Source organism: Streptomyces sp. NPDC047081, from assembly GCF_040643775.1.
GTDB lineage: Bacteria > Actinomycetota > Actinomycetes > Streptomycetales > Streptomycetaceae > Streptomyces.
The window spans coordinates 18752-39490 of the sequence record NZ_JBEYUY010000053.1 but is presented as its reverse complement, the minus strand read 5'-3'; the positions used below and the strand labels follow the sequence as shown (position 1 = coordinate 39490).

The following is a 20739-nucleotide window of genomic DNA, read 5'->3' as shown; positions in this document are numbered from 1 at the left end:
AAGACAAACAAGCCCTCGATCAAGTAGACATGAACAAGGTCAGGACCTGGGGAATTACGTGACGCCGGGCCCGGGGAATTACGTGATCGTTCACAGCGCGCTGTTCCCGGCTGTGCGGGCTTGCCAGGCGGCGTCGGCGCACACCTCGGCCGACTCCTGCCACGTCGCGTCCAGATCGCGCAGAGCCTCGGCCAGACGCACGGGCCACTGGGTCCCGGCGAGGGTGTCAACGGCGATCGACGCCGCGCGGGCCATCGCCGCGGTGCGCTCCGGGCCGACGGTGCGGTTCATCGCCCGCCTCGGGCGTCGGCGACGTGCACCACCTGGTTGAGAGGGGTGAGCGAGTACCAGCCGCAGTCGACGTCCTGTCCGGCGCCGGCCAGGCGCGGTACGAGGTAAGTACGCAGCGCCTGCTGGTAGATGAGGCAGTCCGGGCAGCGCCGGGAGAGGTGGACAAGGTAGCGCGGGTGAGCGGTGACGTAGGTGCGCTCGCCGCCGGCCGGGTCGTACAGCCGCCACCCGTCCTCGTCGGTCGGCGTGTGCCATGAGGGCGTGACGACCTTGTAGGTGTCACCCCACACGTCGCTGCCGGAGGCGCCCTTGAGGATGACGACCTCGTCGCCGGGACGGAAGTGCTGATGGGTGATGTCCCGACCGGGGGTGACGATGTCACCCGGGGCGTACGGAGGGCGGGAGGCGGCGTCGGGCACAGCAGGGGGTTCCTTCCACGAGCGGGCGCAGACAGGCGGTGGGAGGAACAAGGCTCCGGAGAATCCCCGGTTTCGGTAACCGGGGATCGTCGGGTATAAGCCCGCGTCTACCGGAACGGGTTCTCGGTTCCGATGTCGTCGCTGGTGGCGGCGTCCAGGAGTTCGGGCAGGTCAGTGCCCTCGGCGTCGCGCTGGTCAATCCACCATCCTGCGCGGGTGAGGGTGCGGACCTTGTCCTCCAGGACGGCCCACTCGGCCTCGTCCCAGCTGCCCTCGGTCGCCAGCGCGCTGTAGGCGGCGGTGACGAGCTGGTGGCGGGAGCGTTCGGCCCAGGCGAGGGCCTTCGCGGGTCCTTCGAGCGGCGGCATGTCGAAGTTCTCGGCCCATTCGGCGGCGGCCCGCTGTTCCTCGGCGCGCTTGGCGGCCAGCCACTCCTCCTTGCCGGCGCTGTCCTCGTCGCGGGCGGCCTTCCAGCAGTCGGAGCAGTCGTGTTCCTCCAGCCAGCGGGCGAATGAGGCGCGCCGGTCGGCGGGGCGGTTGGACAGGTCATGTTCTCGTTCGTGTCCACATCGGTGGACGATGGTCCAGGTCTTACGGACGGCCATGTACGGGGGAATCTCCTGTGACGGGGTGGTGGCGGGTGCCGCCGGTGGATTCAGGCGGCGCGGGGGCGCGTGTGGAGTTCGGTGAACCGCTCTGCGGCACGGTCGAGCAGGTCGATCTGGCGCCGCGAGGTGCGGCGGGCGGCGGTGGCCAGGACGCGGTCAATGCGCGGGTCGAGGGTGCTGACGGCGTCCAGTCCGGCGGCGCGGGCGACGGCCAGGCGCAGCTCGGCAACCAGCCAGGCCCACTGCTCGGCGGCGGGCGCCGGTACGTCAACGCCGCCGAAGCCGTTCAGATAGTTGCCGCCGGCGGACAGGATGTCGCGCAGGGGGATGTCGTCGGCGGCCATCCAGCGGCCGTGTTCCAGCAGCGTGAGGATGGCGCAGCGCATCAACGTCATCTCGTCGCGCTCCGGCGCGGTGCAGATCGGGCAGGCGTCGTTGTGGCAGTTCCAAGCGGGCATGGTAGAGCGGGGCATGGAAGAAGGGCCTTTCAGGAACGCGGAGTTGGCCGGTGGGGGATGCCGGGTCAACGTCGTGGTCGCCGCGTGGTGTCGGCGGGCGAGGACTGCGCGGTCATAGCGGTCATAGCGGTCTTCGCGCGGCGCGGCGGCGGTGCTGATGCGGCGGCCGGGGCGGGACGCAGATCAGGGTCGAGGTCGACGGTGTAGCGGGCGGCGGTGAGCATCTCGGCCGCCCAGGTGGCGTGTTCGTTCTCCCAGCGGCGGCCCAGGTCGAACGGCAGGCGGATCCAGACGCCATGCAGCATGGGATAGGTGTCGAATCCGGCGCGCGCCAAGATGCTCGCGGCGAAAGCGTCGACCGGGCCGTCGACCTCGACCTCGCCGCCCAGGCCGCGGGTGATGCGGATTGCCGCGTCGCTCATCGGCCTCGCCCTCCTCCGGCTGCCGGGGCTCGGCCGCTCACGCGCGCGGCGGCCTGCGGCACAACCTCGGCAACGGAGGTGGCCGTGGCGGCGAGGCTCTGCGGGGAGCGGGCGGCCGCGGCGTGCGCGATGCGGGCGCGGCGCTCCAACAGCCTAGGAGCTACGCGCAGTTGGGGCGGGCCCGGTGTTCGGGCAGGGGAGAGGCTGGCGGCGGTGTGCACCTGGTAACCGAGGCGGCGCAAGTCCTGCGCGGCTTGGCGGGCGCGGCGCAGGCCGTCGTGCGCCGGCTGCACGAGCTGGTACTGGCCCGAGGAACCCGGGACGGGCTCGAACTGCTCGTGCGTGAGCAGCCAGTCGGCCAGGTGGCCGGGGATCTGGGGGTGCGCTTCGGCGACGTAGCCGTGCTCGGGATGGGCAGTGAAGCGGAAGTGGTCGGCGGACAGAGTCGAATCCTTATCGGGACGTTCAGCGGTGTGCCGAGGCGGCCGGCGGCGTGGGCGGGTGGTGAGCAGCCGCGGACTGGGCGCGGACAGGGCTGTCGGGCCGCCCGGTACGGCGGCGCGAGCCTGGCGCTCGAACGTTTCGCCGTCCGCGAGCCACGGCTCGACCGCGGGAAGGACGGCGAGGCAGGGGATGAGGGTGCTCCGGGGGGCGGGGGTCAGCGAGAACGGGACGGGGCTGCGGCAGGCGACGGCGCGGGCACGGCGGTCGCGGTCGGCGGGATGCGGGTGTCAGCGGCTGTGCGCAGGCGTTTCGCGGTGCGGGCGAGGTGGGTGCGGCTGTCGTCGAGGCGGTCCACGAGCCGTTGGTGTTCGATGGAGACCGCCCGGTCGCGGGCGGGGCCGGGGGCCTGGTGGGCGAGGTCGGCGAGCCGGCCGAGGTGGTGGACGGCGGCGCCGAGGGCGGCGAGGGCGAGGCCGGCGGGTTCGGCGGCGTTGGCGAGCGCGAGGGTCGTGCGGCGCACCGTGGCCGTGTGCTGGGCGGGGTAGCGGGTGGCGGCCCGGTGGCGGAAGGCGCTCTCGCCGGCGAGGAAGGCCAGCAGGCGGGCCAGGTGGCGGACTTCGTCGTCCAGGATCTCGCTCAGCGCCGGGTGCGGGCGGATCTGGTCGGGAAGCGGAAGCTGGTCGGAGACGGTGTTGAACTTGTCGGCCACGTCGTGCAGCAGCATCCGCTGGTCGGGATCGGACGCGGACAGTGGTAACTCCTTGATACCGGGGCGGTGTTCTACCGCCGGGCGGCGGACCTCGGCGCCACGGCCACCGGCATCCTGCTCGCGGCTGCCGATGCCGCGGCGGGAGGCGGAAGGGGCGCGGCACGGCGGAAGTTGACCCCGATGCCCTTCAGCATGAGCCGCTGGGCAGCGAGCTGGACCAGGAGGGCCTGCTCCCTGGCGCTGTAGGAGGCCGGCAGCACGAAGGCGGACTCGTTCGGGCGGTACTGAAAGTGGCAGTCGAAGAGCGTCATGTGCGCCTCTTCGGGCACCGCGTCGTACGGTGCGCCCACCACGCCGTCCGGATACCAGACCAGCGTGAGGGTCTGCGCGACCTCGGACGCGGGCCGGCGGTGCGGCGGCTCGGGCTGGTCGAGGGCCTTGGCGCGGACCGCGGCCACGGCGGCCTGGTAGCGGGGCAGCAGGCGCCGGGTGACTGCTGCGGCGGCGCGCACCGGGTGGTTGGGGACGGCGATGCCATTCGGCTCGCGCACCGGGGAGACCTGGTGGGGCTTGACGCCTGAGGGTTCCAGCGCCGCCACCACGAACTGGTGACGGTAGTGGGGCCGGTCGGTGACGTAGAGTTGCTCGCCGTCGGGGCCGGTCAGGACGGCGTCGTGGCCCAGGACGTACTGGCTGACGATGTGGTCGACGTGGCCGAGGTCCCAGAGCCGTTCGACGGTGGGGAACTGGTCCGCATAGGAGCGGTGGCGGTGATACTCGCTCGTCCACATGCCGGGCAAACGCTCGGCGAGGGCGGCGGCGAAGAGGGCCAGCGAGGTCGGGCGGGGTGCGGGCATCGGTTCCTGAGGTGCCACGGCGGGTGGTTGGTCCATGGACGGGTCAGCGCCGTGGTGTGCCGGGCCCGGGCTGGGGACCGGGCGGGGCCGGAGGCGTGTCGGGCGGCGTGGGGGTCCTCTTCGGGAGCGCGGCGAGGTCCAGGGGCGGGTCGTAGTGCGTGCGGAGAATGTTGAGATCCGCTTCGCTGGCCATAGCCAGCCCGGAGGCGATGCTGCTGGCGGCGCCGCGCAGCAGCCAGGGCGGTGACCCAGGCTCGGCTCCGCGATTTCGGCCCTTCCACTGGGCGGTGGCCGCCAGGTGATCGATGACCTCGCTCAGGAACGGTTCGACCGCGTCCAGCAGGGCGTTGAGTACGGTGCTGAACTCGGCTGGTGTCTCGGCTGCGTCCAGAGCCGTCCGGTAGGGGCTCAGGTCCGGGGCGGGGAAGGGCTCGGGCGCTAGGGGGTGCTGGGTGCGGAAGTCTTCGACGTCGCGCTCGGCCCAGCGGTGCAGGTCCTGCTTGGTGGCGGAGCGCGTGTGGTACGCGCGGATCTGCTCGGCGGTGCGGCCGACGTTGTCGTATAGCTCGAAGTCAGGGTGCTGCAGAGGGACTCCAGACAAAGGGTCAAAGATGCCGACGGCCCTTGGGCGGCGGATGCGGGCTGAAGGGGATAGTGGATGTCCGGGCGGGACGGGCCGGTGCTGCTCGGGCGGCAAGACGGCGCAGCCCGACGTTCACCGCCGCGTCGAGGGTGCCCGTGACGGGCCAGCCGGCCGAACGGAGCCGCTCGGCCGGTTCGAGGCCGCCGGAGAACAGGACCGACTGCGCACTGACAGCCTGGGCCGCTCGCGCGTCGTCGAGGGAGTCGCCGATGACGAGGAGGGGGCGGGAGCGGATGCTAGGAGGCAGAGCCGTCAGATGGTCGGCGAGCACGCCTTCCTTCGTCCCGTCCGGGCCGCGCCGTCCGTCGATCCGGGCGAAGAAGCGGGTGATGCCGAGACGTTGGACTTCACCGCGCAGGAGCTCTTCGGGGTACAAGGAGAGCAGGGACTGGCTGTGTCCGAGGTCGTGCACGCGGGCCAGGAGAGGCTCGGCTTCCGTACGCAGTCGCGGCGTGCTGTGGCGCAGGAAGTCGGCGAAATCCCGTTGGGCCGTGGCCCATTCGCTGTCGGTGAGCGGCCGGTTGACCAGCCGGGTGTACAACCGGCGCACGGGCAGGACGTGTCGTGCCTGGTAGGTCGCGAGGTCGATGGGAGCGGCCCGCAGCCCTTTGAGGGTGTGGTTCACGGCGCCGAGCAGGTCTTGCCGGTCGTCTGTGAGGGTGCCGTTCCAGTCCCAGACAATATGGATGGACATGGTGCGGTGATAGCTCCGGTAGGTCACAGGGGGTGTGCGGGGGCGTTCAACGCAAGCGGGCGTCGGTATCGAACAGCACCAGCTCGTGCGGGTGCAGGAGGTGCTGCACGATGAAGCTGCGCCCCGCGACTTTCCACAGCGCCCGGCCTCGGTTGAGGTGGGAGATCGCGTCCGTCTCCACCGAGGTCAGGCCCAACAGGGCTGCTGCCGCAGGGAGTTGGTCGGTTTCCTGGCGGTAGATGATGCGGGTGGAGCAGTCGGCGAGCAGCCCTTCGGCCAGGGCGCGACCACGGGATCCGGCGTCGCCGGCGGTGAGCAGGTCGGACAGCCGGTGGATCACCATCAGGTTGGCGATGCCCAGGCCGCGGCTCAGTTTCCACTGGGACTGCATACGCTGCAGGAGGCCGGGATGGCGCATCAGGCGCCAGGCTTCGTCGTAGACGATCCATCTCCGGCCGCCGTTCGGGTCGGACAGCGCCGATTCCATCCACGCCGAGGCGCAGGTCATGGCGAGGACGAGTCCGGTGTCGTCGCCAGCTCCACCCAGGCGGGACAAGTCGATGGTGAGCATCGGCGAGGTGGGATCGAACATGACGGTGCTGGGTGCGTCGAACATCCCGGCGAGGTCGCCGTGGACCAGACGGCGCATGGCGTGGGCGAGGTCACGGGAGGCGTCGCCGAGGCGGCCGGACATCAGGCCGGCGGCTCGGTCGAGTCCGTCTGGGTTGTTGAGGATGGCGGCGATGTCGCCGAGCAGCGGAGTGCGTCCGGTCGCGGCGGCGCGGGTGACAACGGCGTCCAGGGCGACGTCGAGGCCGGTGTGCTCCATCGGCAGCAGGTCCCGCCCGAGCACGGTACGTGCCAGTGAGCCGAGCAGCAGCAGGCGGCGCTTGCGGATCTCGCCCACCCAGTCGGCCTCCGAGACGCTGGTGGGCCGGGGCGCCGCGTCCAGGGGATTGAGCTTTCCGGGGAGGCCCGGCCCGAGCGTTATGGAGGTGCCGCCCAGCGCCTGTGCCACGGGCGTCCACTCTCCCTTCGGGTCACAGGGGACGTAGACCCGGTATCCGAAGGCGATGGACCGCAGTGCGAAGCTCTTGGCCAATGCGCTCTTGCCCTGTCCGATAACTCCGGCCAGCAGCACGTTGGGGTTGGTGAAGCCCTCGACCTTGCCATACAGCGCGAACGGGTCGAAACAGAACGAGGCTTCGGCGTGGACGTCGCGGCCGATGTAGATGCCCTCGGCGCCCAGGCCACCCTCGGCGAGGAATGGGTATGCCCCGCTTGCGGTGGCGGTGGTCATACGGTGCGCGGGCAGCTTGAGCCTGTTCGCGCGGGCGGAGGCAGGGCCGGGCCGCCCGGCGGGCGGGAAGAGGGGCGCCGGCATCTGCTGTTCCTCGACGACGGTGCCGCTGGTGTGGGCGGCTCCTTCGGCGCGGGCCTTCTCGGCGGCCTCCGCGAGCTGTCGGCGGGCGGCGCGGCGGGAGGCGCGGTCGGTGTGGTGCGGGGTGAACAGGGGGCTGGCGCTGGCGCGGCGGGCTCGGCGCGCGGGCCGGTGGCTCATGAACGGGCGGCTTTCACGGGACTGCGGTCTGGACGCGGTGCGGGGTCAGACGACCGGTGAGGCGGTGAACAGAATCGGGCTGCGATAGCTCTTCCCGTCGCCGCTCCAGTCGAGCTGGATGTAGCCGTCGGCGAGGTAACGCCCGGAGCCCGCCTTGTACTTGAGGGTTCCGGTCGAGTAGGAGCCGTTGCCGTTGGTGCTGCTGTGTTCGAGCGCGTGCTCCAGGCCGGTGTAGGCGGCGGACTTCACGACCGGGTCCGTGCCGTTCACACTGTGCTTGGTCTGGAGCTGGAACTTGGCCTTGCTGAAGGTGTACGTGTTGCGGTTCTTGGCGGTGTACGGGCCGTCCCAGTACACGGTGGCGGTGGTGTAGATGTAGCCGCCGGAGCGCATGGCGCACAGCGTGACGTCGAAGTCCCAGTTGTCGCTGTCGGGTCCGTTGTAGCTCGGATCGTCGACGGAGTGGCTGCTGGTCTTGCAGTGGTAGCTGGCGGCGGATGCCGGGGCGGCGGTGGCCAGGGTGGCGGTGCCGGCGAGCGCGGCGAGGGCGACGGCGGCGGAAGTGGAGCGCTTCAGCTTGCGCATTCATGGCCTTTCGGTGGGGCGGTGGTTATCGGCTGCAGGTGGTGGTGTGGCCGTGCAGCGGGGTGTTGAGGTCGCGCGGGGTGGTCTTGCGGCGTACGACGTGACCGGCGGCGAGGTGGCGCTGGCAGATGGTCAGGACGGGTGGCCCCTCGGGCAGCCGCTCGGGGTGGCATTCCGTGTCCGTCAAGGACTCGTCCGCGGCGGGCAGGAGGTGGAAGGCGTCGTGTACCGCGGCGGCGGCCTGGAACAGCCGGGTGTGGGCGGTGGCGAGGTGTCGGCCGGCGGCGGGGTGCGGGGGCCGGGTGACCTCGGCGAGTTGGTCGAGCAGGTGGTGCAGTGCGGTCAGATGGGCGTGCAGCACGTCGAGGTGCACGCGGTCCGCGGGTGAAGCGGCGTGCTGGGTGCGTGGGGCGAGGGCACGGGCGTGGTGGCGGATGCCGGCACTGGCGGCCCGCAGATACGGATACGAGTCGCCGACGGGAAGAGCAGAGGGCAAAGGGGAAGAGTTCCTTCCTGTCGCGGCGGCAGGACGTCGGCCGGCACCGGGGCGGGGGTTACAGGGCCGAGCGGGCGAGCGGAAGGGCGCCGAGCGTGAAGGCGTCGGGCTGCTGGTAGTAGAGCCGTCGGAGGTCGACCTGGGCGGTGACGGCGGCGGTCTCGATCTGCGCGCACGCGGCATCCAGGAGCGCGTCGGTCTCGGCAGACACGGTGAGCAGCCCGGTCAGCGCCACGTCGGCGTGCCCGGCGATCAGCTGCCGTTCCCGCATCTTGACGTCGGCGTATTCGACGGAGTCGGCTTCGGAGTCGACCTGTCCGCGTCGCGAGCGCTCGTTGGCGTCGGCGACGATCGCCGCCTTCCTGCGCTGCACGTCGCGCATCGCGGACTCGAGCGCCTGCGGCACGTAGATAAGGGAGAGGGCGCGGCGGACCCCGGCGGTGAACATCATGCCGTGCAGGAACCCGGCGCCCGTTTCGGTGCGGGGCCAGTCCTCGACCCAGTAGGTGGCGTGCCGGGCGGAGTCGGTGGCGAGCCGGTCGTACTCCTCGACCTGCACCACGGGCCCGGCAGCGGCCGGATCGGCCTCGGCCCGGCCGGAGGTCGACCACTGCTGCAGCGCGGATAGCGCCCCCGGATCGTAGGCGGTTCGGATGACTGCGGCGATCTCCCGTGCGGTCAGCCAGCCGGTCACCGTCAGTCCGGCGCTGCGCGCGGCCTGGGCGATGGCGGACGTCGTCTGCTCCATCACCGTGAAGCTGCCGGGCAGGCCGCCGCCGGCCTGGCTGATGAGGCGCTTGGCGCCCTTGAGGTCGAGAGAGATCGCCAGGTACGTCTCGTGTGGAGCGGCGGCCGGTCCCGCGGAAGCGACCAGGTCGCTGTAGACCTGTCCGGCGACCAGGGTGTCGGGGCGGCCGTTCTGGCTCCAGTGGCGGGCGAGGCTGTCGCCGCTGTCGGGCACGGTGCGTTCCAGGACCTGCACGGTGGCGACGTGGCCGGTGCGGGCGATGCCGGCCAGGGCCCGGCCCCAGCTGCTGACGTTGTGGTTCTGGGTGGCCGGGTCGAGGAGGGCGAAGGCCCGGCTGGACACGCGGGCGACGGCGGTCAGTGTCTGGCCGTGCGGGTCGTGCACGGCGGCGGCCTGATTGGCGGAGTCGCCGGGCGTGACGACGCGCAGCGAGGCGGTAGTGCCGGGCAGGTGCAGGATGCCGTCCTGGCGGGGGCGGGTGACGGGCCGGGCCAGCCACAGGGATTGACCGGTGCGCCGCCGCTGGGCGAAGCGCAGCACGATCGGCGCCCAGTCGATGAGCGAACGGCCGTTACGGCGGACGACGACCAGGGCGGCTACGACGGCCCACACCGGGGTCAGGGCGATGGCACCGAGCAACCCGGTGGTGACAACCGTGACCAGCAGGAGCGCCAACGTGCAGGACACGAGCGCGAGTTGGGGCAGTGAGAGGCCGAGCAGGATGCCGCGCCTGCTCCGGTGGGGAAATTTGACGGTGAGCGTTGTGACGGTGAGATCAGACAAGGGCCGTTCCGATGAGGCGCGGGGCGCTGGCCGGGGCGGCACTCGGCGAAGAGGTGCGCAGCGCGAGCCGCCCCGGAGGCGGGCAAGGTCACAGGCCGGTGGGCGGGGGCGGCGGGCCGGTTGTGCTGGAGGGGCCGCCCGCGTTCGGTGCGGGTGGGGCGCCCTGCGGCGGTGGCGGCGAGGTGCCGGCGCCGGGCTGTGACATGAAGCCGCTGGAGGGCGATCCGGAACCGCCACCCTGTCCGGGGCCACCGCCGAGCTGACCACTGGTGTCGTCACGAAGGCTGGTCGGCGGAGGCTGGACGGCCTGCTCCAGACCGCTCTTGATCTCCTGGCTCCCGGTCGACGGCGCGCTCGAGCCGCCGCCTTCCTTGCCTGTGTCCGGCGTGGGGTTGGCGGCGATGTCGCCGGGGAAGCCGCCCGGAACGGAGTCCGGTCCTTGGGGCGCGGCGCTCGCTCCGGCTGCGGCACCACCACTTCCGGCTGTGGCGACTGCGGCAGCGGCTTTGCGTCCGGCGCGTTCGGCGTGCTGGCGGGCCATCTGCGCGCCCGCGCCGCCGGAGCGGTGCAACGTTTCTGCGTCGGAGCCCTCGGAAGCGGCCCAGTGCACGAACTTGAAGGTCGCGTATGGGCACAGCAGGACCAGCGCCATGATGACGATGCCGGCCATCACGTCGGCGAGGGCGGCGATGCCGTCCTCGGCCTCGGTCTTGCCCATCGCGGCGATCCCGAGCACGAAGATCACGGTCATCAGCAACTTGGAGACGACGAGGGTGGCGGTGGCCTCGATCCAGCCCTTGCGCCAGCGTCGGGCGGCTTCCCAGCCGCCGCCGGCTCCGGCGAAGACGCCGAGGGTGACCATGACGAGGATGCCGACCTTGCGGACCATCATCACGCACCAGTACAGGAGGGCGCCGATCGCGGCGCCGATGCCGACGAAGACGGTGGCGAGCCAGCCCAGGCCGGACAGGGAGGCGATCTGTCCCACCTTGACGGTGCGCCTGACCGCGGTGGCGATATCCAGGTTCGCGGCCTTGAAGAGCCCGTCGCTCAGGGCGTCGACGACTTCGATGGCGACGGAGGTGAAGGCGATCGCGGTGAAGGCGAAGAGCACGCCGGTGGCTGTGCCGGCGAACGCCTGGGCGAGTGCTTGGCCGTCGCGGCGGATCGCGGCGCGGACGAGCTGGGCGCAGAACGTGGCGACGAGGACGACCAGGCCGATCGGCAGGATCATCTCGTAGTTGTCGCGGAACCACCCGGCATTGAGGTCTACCTTGGTGGTGGTGTTGACCGCCTCGGCGGCCAGGTCGGCCGCTGCTGCGGCAAGTTCTCCTGCGGACTTGGCCATCCAGTTGCCAATGGCGGTGCCGGGGTCGGAAGCGAAATCCACCGCATCGCCGACGGCGCAGAGCTGGGACGCGACGGGGAGGTCGCAGAAGCCCAAGGGAAGTCACCCTCCTTTCAATAGGGCTCGGGACGTGTCAGGGCACGACGCGTGGGGCGATGGAGACCAGGGAGCAGTTCGCGTTGGGGCGGCACTGCACGGCGAGGGTGAGGGAGCGGTCCTCGGCGCCGGCTCCGCCCTTCTTCCAGGCGATCTGCTGCTTGCCGGTGACGGTGACGGCGTAGATGTACGCCCGCGTGATTGCCGACGGGTCGTCCGCCAGGGCCTGCTTGAACGCCGAGGGGTAGTGGGCCTCGGTGACGGTGGCGGTGGCGTACTGGGCCTGGTCGGCCATCCGCGACCACAGCACCGGATCCGGTACCTGCGCGCTGATCGAGGACCAGTCGGCGTACTTCGTCTCCGCCGTCAGCCACACCCTCATCCCGGCGAGCTGCTGGTCACGGCTGGTGGAGCGGGTGTCGTACGACCAGAGCATCGCGGCGGCGGCCTTGGCGAAGGCGACCGGGTCGGCCAGCTGCGGAGGCTTCGCCACCAAATCGGCCCCGGTCCCGGCCGACGCCGACGGTCCGGCGGATGAGGAGGTGCTGTTGTTCGGTCCCGATGATGGTACGGCGGCCCGGCTGCCACCGGCGGTGGTGCGGGCGGTGAACAGGCCGACGGCGGCGGCGAGGGCCAGCAGGGCGGCCAGGCCGGTCGCGATGACCGTGATGCGCTGTCGGGGCGACCAGCCCAGACCGTAGCTGGACAGGGAAGGGAGGCGGTTCGGCATCAGTGGACCCTGAAAATGTAGGTGGTCCAGGGGGATCGGGTATGGCTGATCAGTGGATGCCTCCAATGGCTACGCAGGTGTGGCCGCCCGGTCCTTCGGGACGCTCCGACTGTTGATTGAGAACTGCGGTCATCGCTGGTCAGGGTCCTGTCGGCGGGGTGTTCCTCGGGCCACGCGCATGCTGAGTTCGACGGAACGGAGCCACCGACGTGACGGACCGCGACAGGCGCATATGGGTCGGGATCGATGCCGGCAAGGGGCATCACTGGGCGGTGGCCCTCGATGGTGAGGGCCAGGTGGTGTTCTCCCGGAAGGTCATCAATGACGAAGCCGAGATCCTGGAATTGATCACGGTGGCGGGGGAGCACACCGGCGAAGCCCGATGGGCGGTGGACATCTCCGGAAGGTCCTCGACGTTGCTGCTGGCCCTGCTGATCGGGCACGGCCAGAGCGTGGTCTATGTCCCCGGCCGGACGGTCAACCGCATGGCTGCGGCCTACCGTGGCGAGGGGAAGACCGACGCCAAGGACGCCCGGGTCATCGCCGACACGGCGCGGCTGCGGCAGGACTTCGTGCCGCTCAGCCTGCCCGGCGAGCAGGTCGCGATGCTGCGGCTGCTGACCGCGCACCGCGCCGACCTGGTCACCGACCGCGTGCGGCTGATCAACAGGATGCGCGACCTTCTTCTCGGGATCAGTCCGGCCCTGGAGCGGGCCTTCGACTACTCCGCGGTCAAGGGCGCGGTCGTGCTGCTGACCGGCTACCAGACGCCGGCCGCGCTGCGCCGCGTGGGCGTCAACCGGCTGGGCGCCTGGCTGGCGCGCCGGAAGGTGCGCTGCGCCGCCGAGGTTGCCGCACGGGCCGTGGAAGCGGCCAGAGCTCAGGTCACCGTGCTGCCCGGCCAGGACCGGGCGGCACGGCTGGTGGGTGCGATGGCCCGTCAGCTCCTGGACATCGACGAGCAGATCAAGGAAATCGAGCGGGAGATCCGGGAGATCTTCCGGGCGGACGAGCGGGCCGAGGTGATCGAGTCGATGCCCGGGATGGGCCCGATCCTGGGAGCGGAGTTCATCGCCATCGTCGGCGACCTTTCGGGCTACGCCGACGCCGGCCGCCTGGCCTCGCATGCCGGACTGGCACCGGTGCCGCGGGACTCCGGTCGCCGCACCGGCAACCTCCAGAAACCGCGGCGGTATCACAGGCGGTTGCGCCACGTGTTCTACCTGTCCGCGCAGGCGGCCATGATGAGACCGGGCCTGTCGCGCGAGTACTACCTGAGAAAGCGGGCCGAGGGCCACACTCACGTCCAGGCGCTGCTCGCGCTGGCACGGCGCCGAGTTGATGTGTTGTGGGCGATGCTGCGTGACGGGCAGCCGTACATGGCCGGTCCGCCCGTCACGAACGGGGCTTGACAGAGTCATTAAGACACCTGCGATCCCAGGGCGGAGAAGAAGGCCACGATCCCGTTCGCGGCGCCGAGGCCGAGGGCGGCGCCCGCCGAGACGACGGCGCCCTTCTTGCCGTTGGCCTCGGCCTGGTGGCCGCCGGTGTGGTGGCCCCAGGCCCACACGCCGAGGGAGACGGCGAGTGCGCCGACCACGGCGACGATCGCGAACAGGTTGATCGAGTTGACGACGTTCTTGAGTACGGCGAGGCCGGGCAGGCCACCGCCCGAAGGCGTGATGCCGGGGTCGTAGGCCAGGTACACGGTGGAGAGCAGGTGCAATGAAGCTCCTTGGGCACGCCGAAACCCGGCGCGCGGGAATCACAGAAGGCAGGGGGGAGGCGATTGCCTTGAAGAGGGAGGACCGACGGCGGAACACGAGACGGCCGACGCCCATGAGAGGAGGCGTGGCGCAAGCACACGGCAGGTGTTGCGTCTAGGCTTAGACGAGGCTGCGGATCGGGCGGCGCTGCTACCGTCGGCGCGTCGGCTCAGGCTCCGAACCGCCGTCCAGGGCGCACTACTTCGGGATCGGCGGGGTGGGCGCGCCGTTGGTGCCGTACGGATTTGCGCACTTGTAGACGACGTAGCCGCGCAGCCTCTTACCGTCGGACTTGCGGGTAACGGTGCCCCTGGTCCACCAGGTCTTGGTGGCGCTCCGGTAAACCCACTGGTCGTAGGCGATCTTGTCGTTGCGATAGGCGACGCCGACCGCGGTGGCCGCCGTTGAAGGCGACTTGCGGACCTTGACCGCACTGCACGAGATCTTGGTGTGGCCGGTGTCGTACGCCTGTGCCGTGGAGGCGGTGGCCAGGCCGCCGGCGGCGACGGCCAGGCCCAGAGAGGCTGCCGCGAGGGCACGCTGGGTGTTGTGACGGGATATCAAGGTGATGCTCCGTGGTGTCAGGGGAATGGGGCTGGGCAGGGACGGCGTGTCTTGCGGACCCCGTCCGCAGGGAGCGCGGAAGAGGTTGGGGAAATCCTTGGTCAGGGGCGGTGAATTGGGGCTTCCGCGCCCCGGCCGGGGTCAGATGACGCGGCGGGCGGCGAGGATGTCCCAGTCCGCGAGCGGCGTGACGCGAACGGGTTTTCCGGTTCGGGGCGCCTCGATCGCGAGTCCTGAGCCGATGTACATGCCGACGTGCTCGGGGCGGGCGGCACTGCCGCGGGAGAAGATCAGATCGCCCGGCTGGAGGTGCTTGGAGGACACGGCCTTGCCCTCGTTGATCTGCGTGTACGTGGTGCGGGTGAGCTGGATGCCGGCGTGCGCGTATGCCTGCTGGGTCAGCGAACTGCAGTCGCAGCGGCCCATCGGGTCGGGGCCGTGCGGCGCGGTACAGGTGCCGCCCCACTGGTACATCGTGCCGAGCTGGGCCACCGCCCAGACGATCGCCTTACGCGCCTTCGGATCGGCGTCCTTGGGGATCGAGTAGTCCTTTGGTACCGACCCTTCGGGGATGGTGCCGTATCCCGAGCCGTCCTCCGTCGTCGCGCAGGACGTGGTACTGGAGGCGGTGTCCGTCTCGCTGTCCTCCTGGTCGGAGTCGGGGAACGTCGCGGCAATCGCCGTCTGCAGGGCGGTCGCCAGCTCCTCCCAGTCGGCGTAGGCGCCGGGGTAGCCGGAGCGCTGCACAGCCTGCGCGGCCTGGGTGACGGTCAACTGCTGCCAGCCGTCCACCTTGAGCAATGCCTTGTAGAACTGCTCGCTCGCGTAGACGGGGTCGCGGATCTCCGCAGCGGTGCCCCAGCCCTGGCTCGGCCGTTGCTGGAAGAGCCCGAGGCTGTCGCGGTCACCGGAGTTGAGGTTGCGCAGCCGCGATTCCTGCATCGCGGTGGCGAGCGCGATGATCTGCCCCTTCTTCGGCACGTGGAGGCTGATCCCGGTGGCCACGATCGTACGGGCGTTGGGGATCTGCTCCTCGGGCAGGGACAGGCCCTCGACACGGACGGTCTTGACGTCCGCGCCGTTGAGGATCTTGGTGACCTGCGTGACGACCGTGTCGGTGTCGATGTCGCCCACGCACGTGAGCGAGGGGTAAGTGGTCTGGGCGGCCTCGCTGTTTGTGGCCATCAGCATGGCCGTTCCGGCGAGGAGAAGCGGGGAGAGGACGAAGACCCCGATGCCGGCGGCCGCGCTCTTCAACCGCGGACGCCTCCGGGCAGGCCGTCACGGGCCGGAGGCCGGTGTGCGGGCAGGGGTGGGCAGAGCGATGTCATGGCGATGTCCTTGGTTAAGTCCCGGCGGCGCGTGCGGTGTTGAGGAAGGGTGCGACGGCCGGATGGTGGGTAAGTCGGGGCCCGGGTGTACGTGTGCGAGTTGCCGCTCGCACCGGGAGCGGGCGTCGGGTCAGGTGTGCCAGGACAGGGGGATACCTCCACGAGGGCAGGGGTGGGGATGTGCCATCGGCTGTGTCGGCCGGGCAGTTCCAAAACAGTAAGGGCGGATCCCCGGTTGCCGAAATCGTTGGTGATCAAGGCTTGATTTTCGGGGCTTTCGGTGGCGATAGCGCTCAACCGGGGATCGTGCCCTACAGTTTTGGCTCCCCCCTCTCGCCCAGCCCACTACGCGGACCGTGTCGCCATCCTGCATCCGGCCCCGCGGGGTATCCCGGCGGGCTGGAGGCTCTCTCATCTCACCCGACCCGAATTGGGGTACCTCTTTGCCTTTTTCCCTGCATCAGGGCGATGCGCTCGGCGTCCTCGCCGCACTCCCGGACGACTGCGTCGATGCCGTCATCACCGACCCGCCGTACAACAGTGGCGGACGCACAGCCAAGGAGCGAACCTCCCGCAGTGCGAAGCAGAAGTACACCTCCGCCGACGCCGGGCACGAGCTGCCGGACTTCACCGGTGAGAACATGGATCAGCGCTCGTACGGCTTCTGGCTGACCCAGATCATGACCGAGGCGCACCGGCTCACCAAGGTCGGCGGTACCGCGCTGCTGTTCACCGACTGGCGGCAGTTGCCGATCACAACGGACGCCATCCAGGCCGCCGGCTGGCTGTGGAGGGGCGTGCTCGCCTGGCACAAGCCGCAGGCCAGGCCACAAAAGGGAAGGTTCACCCAGAACTGTGAGTTCATCGTCTGGGCGTCCAACGGGCCGATCGACGCCGCCCACAATCCCGTTTACCTGCCTGGCCTGTACAGCGCCTCGCAGCCGTCGGGCAAGAACCGACAGCACATCACGCAGAAGCCGGTCTCGGTCATGCGCGAGCTGGTGCAGATCTCCCCGCCGGGCGGCACGGTGCTCGACTTCACCTGCGGCTCGGGCTCGACCGGGGTCGCGGCTCTGCTGGAGGGCCGCGACTTCATCGGCGTTGAGAAGACCAAGCACTACGCGAAGATCGCCGAAGCTCGGCTATTGGAAACGATGCAACAAACCCTGTCCCGTGACGACTTGACCCTCACGTCCTGAGCCCCGCAGTGCCGCGCTTAGCGTTATAGCAGCACAGTCCCGGTTACCGAAACCGGGGATTCTCCGGATGGTTTGAGCCGCAATTCGCGCCCGACGGCTGCGGCTCAAGGAGGCCTCTTTTCGTGCCTGAATCCATAAACTCCCCGCAGGACGGGGAGACAGAACCGGTCCGGCTGCCGGAGTCCGACCTGGAGAGCGTTTCGGCGAGCGTCCGCAAACTGCTGGAGCAGTCCGCGGAGCAGGCCCGCCAGCTCGACAGTCTCGCTGCCGCGCCACTGCCCCCGGACATACCGTTCGGCGCCTTCGGCATGCCGGGGTTCGCGGGCCTGCCGCCGCAGGCGGCCCCACCGGAGCCTCGCCCGATCCTGGAGCTGGAGGGTGAGGAGTACGAAGACGAACTCGACGCGCTGTCGGACTGGGTGGACGACTTCCTCGTCCGCGTCTACGGGGCGGAGGTCACCACCGCCGCCCCGTGGTGCGAGCAGTGGCAGGAACACACCGACGTAGTTGCCTGGCTCCATGCCCTGTGGCTGGCCTACCAGCAGCACAAGGATCCCGAGGCCGGACTGAGTGGCCTGTTCGTGTGGCACCGGGACTTCCTCACCCACGCCATGGCCGCCGTCCGGGCAGCCGGTGGGCCACTGTCCGCGTGCATGACCGATCCGGCTCGGCCCGCCCACCGCCTCCTGCCCGGCCCGCCGCCCTCCAGCCGTACCACCGCCGCCACCGCGGAGTCGCAGGAGACCGGCGCTACCGGTCAGGGGGCCGGATGAGCGGCCATGACCAGCCAGCCTTCGGTCTCTCCTTCGACCCGCGCGCCCTGACGGACCTTCTCCAAGCCCCCGGCGACATCCGCGACCTGGCGCTCGCGCAGCTCCAGGACATCGTCAACGCCCGCCTGTTCGGCGCCAAACTCACCCGTGATCTCGCCGCATGCCGCAAGGTCTACGTCGATCACCGCAACGCCTGGCGCATCGTCTACGCCCAGCGGCCGGCGCCTGCCACGTCCACGCACCCCACCGAGATCCACGTCGTGGCCGTACGCCCGCGGGAGGCGCACGACGTGTACGACACTGCCCGCGCCCGCCTCGGCATCGCCCGACGGCCTGTGGGCGAGCGCACCCACGCGGCCCGCACCCGCTCGCCCAAGCTGGGCGTACGCCCGCCCGTACCCAAGCCAGGACCGCCGCCCTACGCGCTGCCGGGCCCACCCCGACCCGCACTGCCCCCGACCCTGAAGGGCCCCGCTCGTTGACGCAGTTCCCCAGCCTGATCGACCAGGTCGCCGCCGCCGTACTGGCACCGGCCCAGGTAAACGAGAACCCGCACCACCGCGCCATCGTCGATGTGTTCGTCGAGATCCAGGACCTCGACCGGCAGCTCGCCGCCCTGGCCCGCGCTGAACGTCCCGCCGACGCCACCGCGACCGAGCAGCTCGAGGCGCTTACCGACCTGCTGATCGAACGCATGGCAGCCGGAGCCGAGCTGAGCGCACTGCTGTCCAGCTGCTGCTGCGCGGCGGCGTACGAACCCGAACCGCCCAGCGACTATCAGCCGACGGACGACGAGGAGCCCGCCTACGAGCCAGACCCCGAGCCTGAAGACGATCCCGACGTGGAGGACCTCGACGGACTCGACGAGCCGGAGGCTCCCAGCGACCTCGACGTCTTCGACGATTTCGATGACCTCCACGCGGACACATGCGAGGAGTTCCTGACCTGCCCGAGGAAGCCGAGGGCGATCGTCCAAGCCTGTCTCGACATCTTCGACGATCTGGGCGCAGTCCAGTACGTCAGCACCGCTGAACTGGTCGCGCGCCTGCGCGCGCTGCCCGGCGAGGCCGAGGGACGCCGGTGCTACGCCGATCTCACCCCGGTCCGCCTCGCTCTGCTCCTGCGCCCCTACGGCGTCCAGTCCCGCAAGCCGCGCACCGTCGACGGCAGTCGCTACCGGGCCTACCGACGCAGCGATCTGCAGGCCGCCCGGCCGGACTGCTCCTGCTGACCCACCCCACACTCGCGCGTACTCGCGAGGTGACGGCGGCGGACTGGGATCTGGTCGCCTCCTTGCACGCGCGCTGTTCCGAAGAGAACCTGTTACGCCGATGGGGCCGTACCCGCCTTGTGCCCCGTGACCTGGCGCGGCTGCTCGCCCAGACGCATTGCTGGATCGGACTCGACGCCCACGAGCAGCCCCTGGCCCTCGTCTGTGTCGGGCCCGTCAGCCGTCGGTTGGGCGTCGTCGACCTCGGACTCCAGGTCGCCGACGACCACCACCGCCGCGGTATCGGAACGGCCATGGCCCGGCAGGCGGCCCGGATCGCCTGCACCGGCGGGGCGCACACGCTCACCGCGTTCACGCACGCGTCCAACGCGGCGATGCTGCGGCTCCTGGAGCGCCTGGGGCCCACCCGGCGCACCCGCGACGGCCCCTGGGTCGAAGTATGCGTCGCCCTGGACGCGTACGCGCCGGACCCCCACACGGCCACACGGACCGCTCCGAGATGACCCCACCTCCCGAGTTCCTGCCTGACCGTCGCCCGCGCACCGTGTTCGACCACCGGATCGAGACTGCGGCAGGGTGCAGCGTCCAGACGCTGTGGCGGCATCGCGACGCCGGTCTCCTCGACACACCGCACACAGCCTTGGCGGACGCCCACCGCGACGTCATCAGGGCCGAGCGGGACGTCACCTTCCACCGCACCCGTCTCGCCCGCCTGGCCTCCGGCGATTTCCCCGTCGATCGGGCTCTGTTCGCCCGGATCGAGCGCACCGTCGACCAGCTCGCGCACGCCATCGACGAGCGCGACGCCCAGCAAGCCAAGACGGCCGCCGCGCTGGAGTCGGTCGAAGCCGCCGTTCCGCCGCGTGCGCCACGGCAAGGTACCGGCGAAGGACGTCGCGGCCCTGCTCGCCATTGCCCAGGGCGCCAAGTTGTACGAGAACCTCCTCACCCACCGGCTTTCGGTGGCGACCGGCTCGCGCACCGGCATCTCCTACGCCCAGCTGCAGCGCCTGGAGACCAGCGGCCTCGTGGACCGTGACACGCCCCACCTGCGTGCACGCTGGCCAGCCCGTCACCCTCACCGACTCCGGCCGGGCCGCTCTCACCGTCCCGCGCTCCTCAGGCCCGCCCGGCACAACGGCGCCGCCCCGGCCGACGGCCTCTGCAGCTCCGGCGCACCTGCGTCGCTGAAACAGCTCAACTCCCCCTGCCCACAGCGCTATTGGCGCCGTCGAACCGAAAGCACCGATGCCCACCCACCAACCGGATTTCCGCCTCGGCGGCTACCAGGCCGTCAACGACCGTGTTGACGAACAGTTCTGGCAGCACATCGGCATCGATGAGGACCAGCTCGCTGTCCTGGCCGAGCACCACACCGCGAACGGCGAGCACAGCTTCTACGTGATGCACAACGGTGCCGTCACCTGGGGCATCCCGGGCGAACCCCAGCTCGTCGCCCTCCGTCTCCAGCGCGACATCGCCGTACGGACCTTCCGCTTCGACCACGCCACCTTCGCCCTGCCCGCGATGGCCCAGTCCTGGCTGATCGCCCGCGGTTGCCCCGAGGAGCAGATCCTCCTCGCCCACGGTCTGGGCAGCGCGCCTGCCGACCAGGCCACTCGCGCCCTGGAGGAGCGACTGCGCCGGGACGGCGACCATTTCGCCCTGCTGACCAGCTATACGCGTGACACCGAGCCGATGGAGACCACCGTGCTGCTGCGCGCCCTCGACGAGAAGGCGCCGGTGCCGTTCCGGATCCTGCTCGAAGAGATCGACACCACGGCGTGGACACACACGCTGCGCGAGGGCGGCTTCGCCACCTTCGAGACGGCGACCCAGTGGTGGGAGGCGCACTGGAGCGGTGAGGCGATCCCGCTGCCTCCAGCCTCCCCGGCAGCCCGCCACACCGCCGCCGGCATCCCTGCTCCACCCGCCCGCACCGCTCCACCACGCCGTCCAGGCCACTGAATACGCCGCTCGCCG

Annotated in this window: 25 protein-coding genes; 7 read left to right on the top strand and 18 right to left on the bottom strand. The window is 70.6% G+C overall.

Annotated features, from left to right (window positions below):
* Positions 1-90: 90 nt before the first annotated feature.
* The 15 genes from ABZ848_RS47975 to ABZ848_RS47905 form a co-directional block, all read right to left on the bottom strand.
* Positions 91-291 carry a hypothetical protein gene (locus tag ABZ848_RS47975; protein WP_360843012.1) on the bottom strand — a complete coding sequence of 67 codons (201 nt, stop codon included), beginning with the start codon at positions 289-291 and terminating at the stop codon, positions 91-93.
* Positions 288-710 carry a hypothetical protein gene (locus tag ABZ848_RS47970; RefSeq protein WP_360843009.1) on the bottom strand — a complete coding sequence of 141 codons (423 nt, stop codon included), beginning with the start codon at positions 708-710 and terminating at the stop codon, positions 288-290. The genes ABZ848_RS47975 and ABZ848_RS47970 overlap by 4 nt, the downstream gene beginning before the upstream one ends.
* 107 nt (positions 711-817) lie before the next feature.
* Positions 818-1315, bottom strand: a complete 498-nt coding sequence (locus ABZ848_RS47965) for a hypothetical protein (protein WP_360843007.1) — start codon at positions 1313-1315, stop codon at positions 818-820.
* A gap of 50 nt (positions 1316-1365) precedes the next feature.
* Positions 1366-1791, bottom strand: a complete 426-nt coding sequence (locus tag ABZ848_RS47960; protein ID WP_360843004.1) for a hypothetical protein — start codon at positions 1789-1791, stop codon at positions 1366-1368.
* Positions 1792-1841: 50 nt separating this feature from the next.
* On the bottom strand, positions 1842-2198 hold the full coding sequence (locus tag ABZ848_RS47955; protein ID WP_360843001.1) for a hypothetical protein: 357 nt from the start codon (positions 2196-2198) through the stop codon (positions 1842-1844).
* A 658-nt stretch (positions 2199-2856) separates the two neighbouring features.
* Positions 2857-3366, bottom strand: a complete 510-nt coding sequence (locus ABZ848_RS47950; protein ID WP_360842999.1) for a hypothetical protein — start codon at positions 3364-3366, stop codon at positions 2857-2859.
* A 56-nt stretch (positions 3367-3422) separates the two neighbouring features.
* Complete coding sequence (locus ABZ848_RS47945) at positions 3423-4208, bottom strand: hypothetical protein (protein WP_360842996.1); 786 nt, start codon at positions 4206-4208, stop codon at positions 3423-3425.
* Positions 4209-4251: 43 nt separating this feature from the next.
* The gene (locus ABZ848_RS47940) at positions 4252-4809 is read right to left on the bottom strand and encodes a hypothetical protein (RefSeq protein ID WP_360842993.1); all 558 of its coding nucleotides are present in this window, start codon (positions 4807-4809) and stop codon (positions 4252-4254) included.
* A gap of 4 nt (positions 4810-4813) precedes the next feature.
* Positions 4814-5545 carry an HAD hydrolase-like protein gene (locus ABZ848_RS47935; RefSeq protein WP_360842990.1) on the bottom strand — a complete coding sequence of 244 codons (732 nt, stop codon included), beginning with the start codon at positions 5543-5545 and terminating at the stop codon, positions 4814-4816.
* A gap of 46 nt (positions 5546-5591) precedes the next feature.
* Entirely contained in the window at positions 5592-7106 is a 1515-nt protein-coding gene (locus ABZ848_RS47930; RefSeq protein WP_360842988.1) for an ATP-binding protein, read from the bottom strand.
* A gap of 45 nt (positions 7107-7151) precedes the next feature.
* Complete coding sequence (locus tag ABZ848_RS47925; RefSeq protein ID WP_360842985.1) at positions 7152-7691, bottom strand: hypothetical protein; 540 nt, start codon at positions 7689-7691, stop codon at positions 7152-7154.
* 25 nt (positions 7692-7716) lie between these two features.
* Positions 7717-8187 (bottom strand): DUF6238 family protein, encoded by a 471-nt coding sequence (locus ABZ848_RS47920; protein ID WP_360842982.1) that lies wholly within the window; start codon positions 8185-8187, stop codon positions 7717-7719.
* 58 nt (positions 8188-8245) lie between these two features.
* Positions 8246-9718, bottom strand: a complete 1473-nt coding sequence (locus ABZ848_RS47915; RefSeq protein WP_360842979.1) for an SCO6880 family protein — start codon at positions 9716-9718, stop codon at positions 8246-8248.
* 88 nt (positions 9719-9806) lie between these two features.
* A complete protein-coding gene (locus ABZ848_RS47910; RefSeq protein WP_360842976.1) occupies positions 9807-11162 on the bottom strand; it encodes an ATP-binding protein in 1356 nt (451 codons plus the stop codon).
* A 37-nt stretch (positions 11163-11199) separates the two neighbouring features.
* On the bottom strand, positions 11200-11892 hold the full coding sequence (locus ABZ848_RS47905; protein WP_360842974.1) for a hypothetical protein: 693 nt from the start codon (positions 11890-11892) through the stop codon (positions 11200-11202).
* 209 nt (positions 11893-12101) lie between these two features.
* On the opposite strand from ABZ848_RS47905, the gene ABZ848_RS47900 reads away from it, so the two are divergent.
* Entirely contained in the window at positions 12102-13304 is a 1203-nt protein-coding gene (locus ABZ848_RS47900) for an IS110 family transposase (RefSeq protein WP_360842971.1), read from the top strand.
* 8 nt (positions 13305-13312) lie between these two features.
* On the opposite strand, the gene ABZ848_RS47895 is transcribed toward ABZ848_RS47900, so the two are convergent.
* The 3 genes from ABZ848_RS47895 to ABZ848_RS47885 all read right to left on the bottom strand — a co-directional run bounded on the left by ABZ848_RS47895 (position 13313) and on the right by ABZ848_RS47885 (position 15479).
* Entirely contained in the window at positions 13313-13618 is a 306-nt protein-coding gene (locus ABZ848_RS47895) for a DUF6112 family protein (RefSeq protein WP_360842968.1), read from the bottom strand.
* Between the two features lie 238 nt (positions 13619-13856).
* The gene (locus tag ABZ848_RS47890; protein ID WP_360842966.1) at positions 13857-14222 is read right to left on the bottom strand and encodes a hypothetical protein; all 366 of its coding nucleotides are present in this window, start codon (positions 14220-14222) and stop codon (positions 13857-13859) included.
* Positions 14223-14363: 141 nt separating this feature from the next.
* On the bottom strand, positions 14364-15479 hold the full coding sequence (locus ABZ848_RS47885; protein WP_360842964.1) for a C40 family peptidase: 1116 nt from the start codon (positions 15477-15479) through the stop codon (positions 14364-14366).
* Between the two features lie 517 nt (positions 15480-15996).
* Between ABZ848_RS47885 and ABZ848_RS47880 the strand changes: the two genes are divergently transcribed.
* From ABZ848_RS47880 to ABZ848_RS47855, 6 genes are all read left to right on the top strand, one after another.
* Positions 15997-16752, top strand: a complete 756-nt coding sequence (locus tag ABZ848_RS47880) for a site-specific DNA-methyltransferase (RefSeq protein WP_360843025.1) — start codon at positions 15997-15999, stop codon at positions 16750-16752.
* A 221-nt stretch (positions 16753-16973) separates the two neighbouring features.
* On the top strand, positions 16974-17525 hold the full coding sequence (locus ABZ848_RS47875) for a DUF4913 domain-containing protein (protein ID WP_360843022.1): 552 nt from the start codon (positions 16974-16976) through the stop codon (positions 17523-17525).
* Positions 17522-18007, top strand: a complete 486-nt coding sequence (locus tag ABZ848_RS47870; protein ID WP_360842961.1) for a hypothetical protein — start codon at positions 17522-17524, stop codon at positions 18005-18007. The genes ABZ848_RS47875 and ABZ848_RS47870 overlap by 4 nt, the downstream gene beginning before the upstream one ends.
* A complete protein-coding gene (locus tag ABZ848_RS47865) occupies positions 18004-18756 on the top strand; it encodes a DUF3631 domain-containing protein (protein WP_360842958.1) in 753 nt (250 codons plus the stop codon). Before ABZ848_RS47870 ends, ABZ848_RS47865 begins: the two co-directional genes overlap by 4 nt.
* A gap of 29 nt (positions 18757-18785) precedes the next feature.
* A complete protein-coding gene (locus ABZ848_RS47860; RefSeq protein WP_360842955.1) occupies positions 18786-19259 on the top strand; it encodes a GNAT family N-acetyltransferase in 474 nt (157 codons plus the stop codon).
* 745 nt (positions 19260-20004) lie between these two features.
* The gene (locus ABZ848_RS47855) at positions 20005-20724 is read left to right on the top strand and encodes a hypothetical protein (protein ID WP_360842953.1); all 720 of its coding nucleotides are present in this window, start codon (positions 20005-20007) and stop codon (positions 20722-20724) included.
* Positions 20725-20739 lie beyond the last annotated feature (15 nt).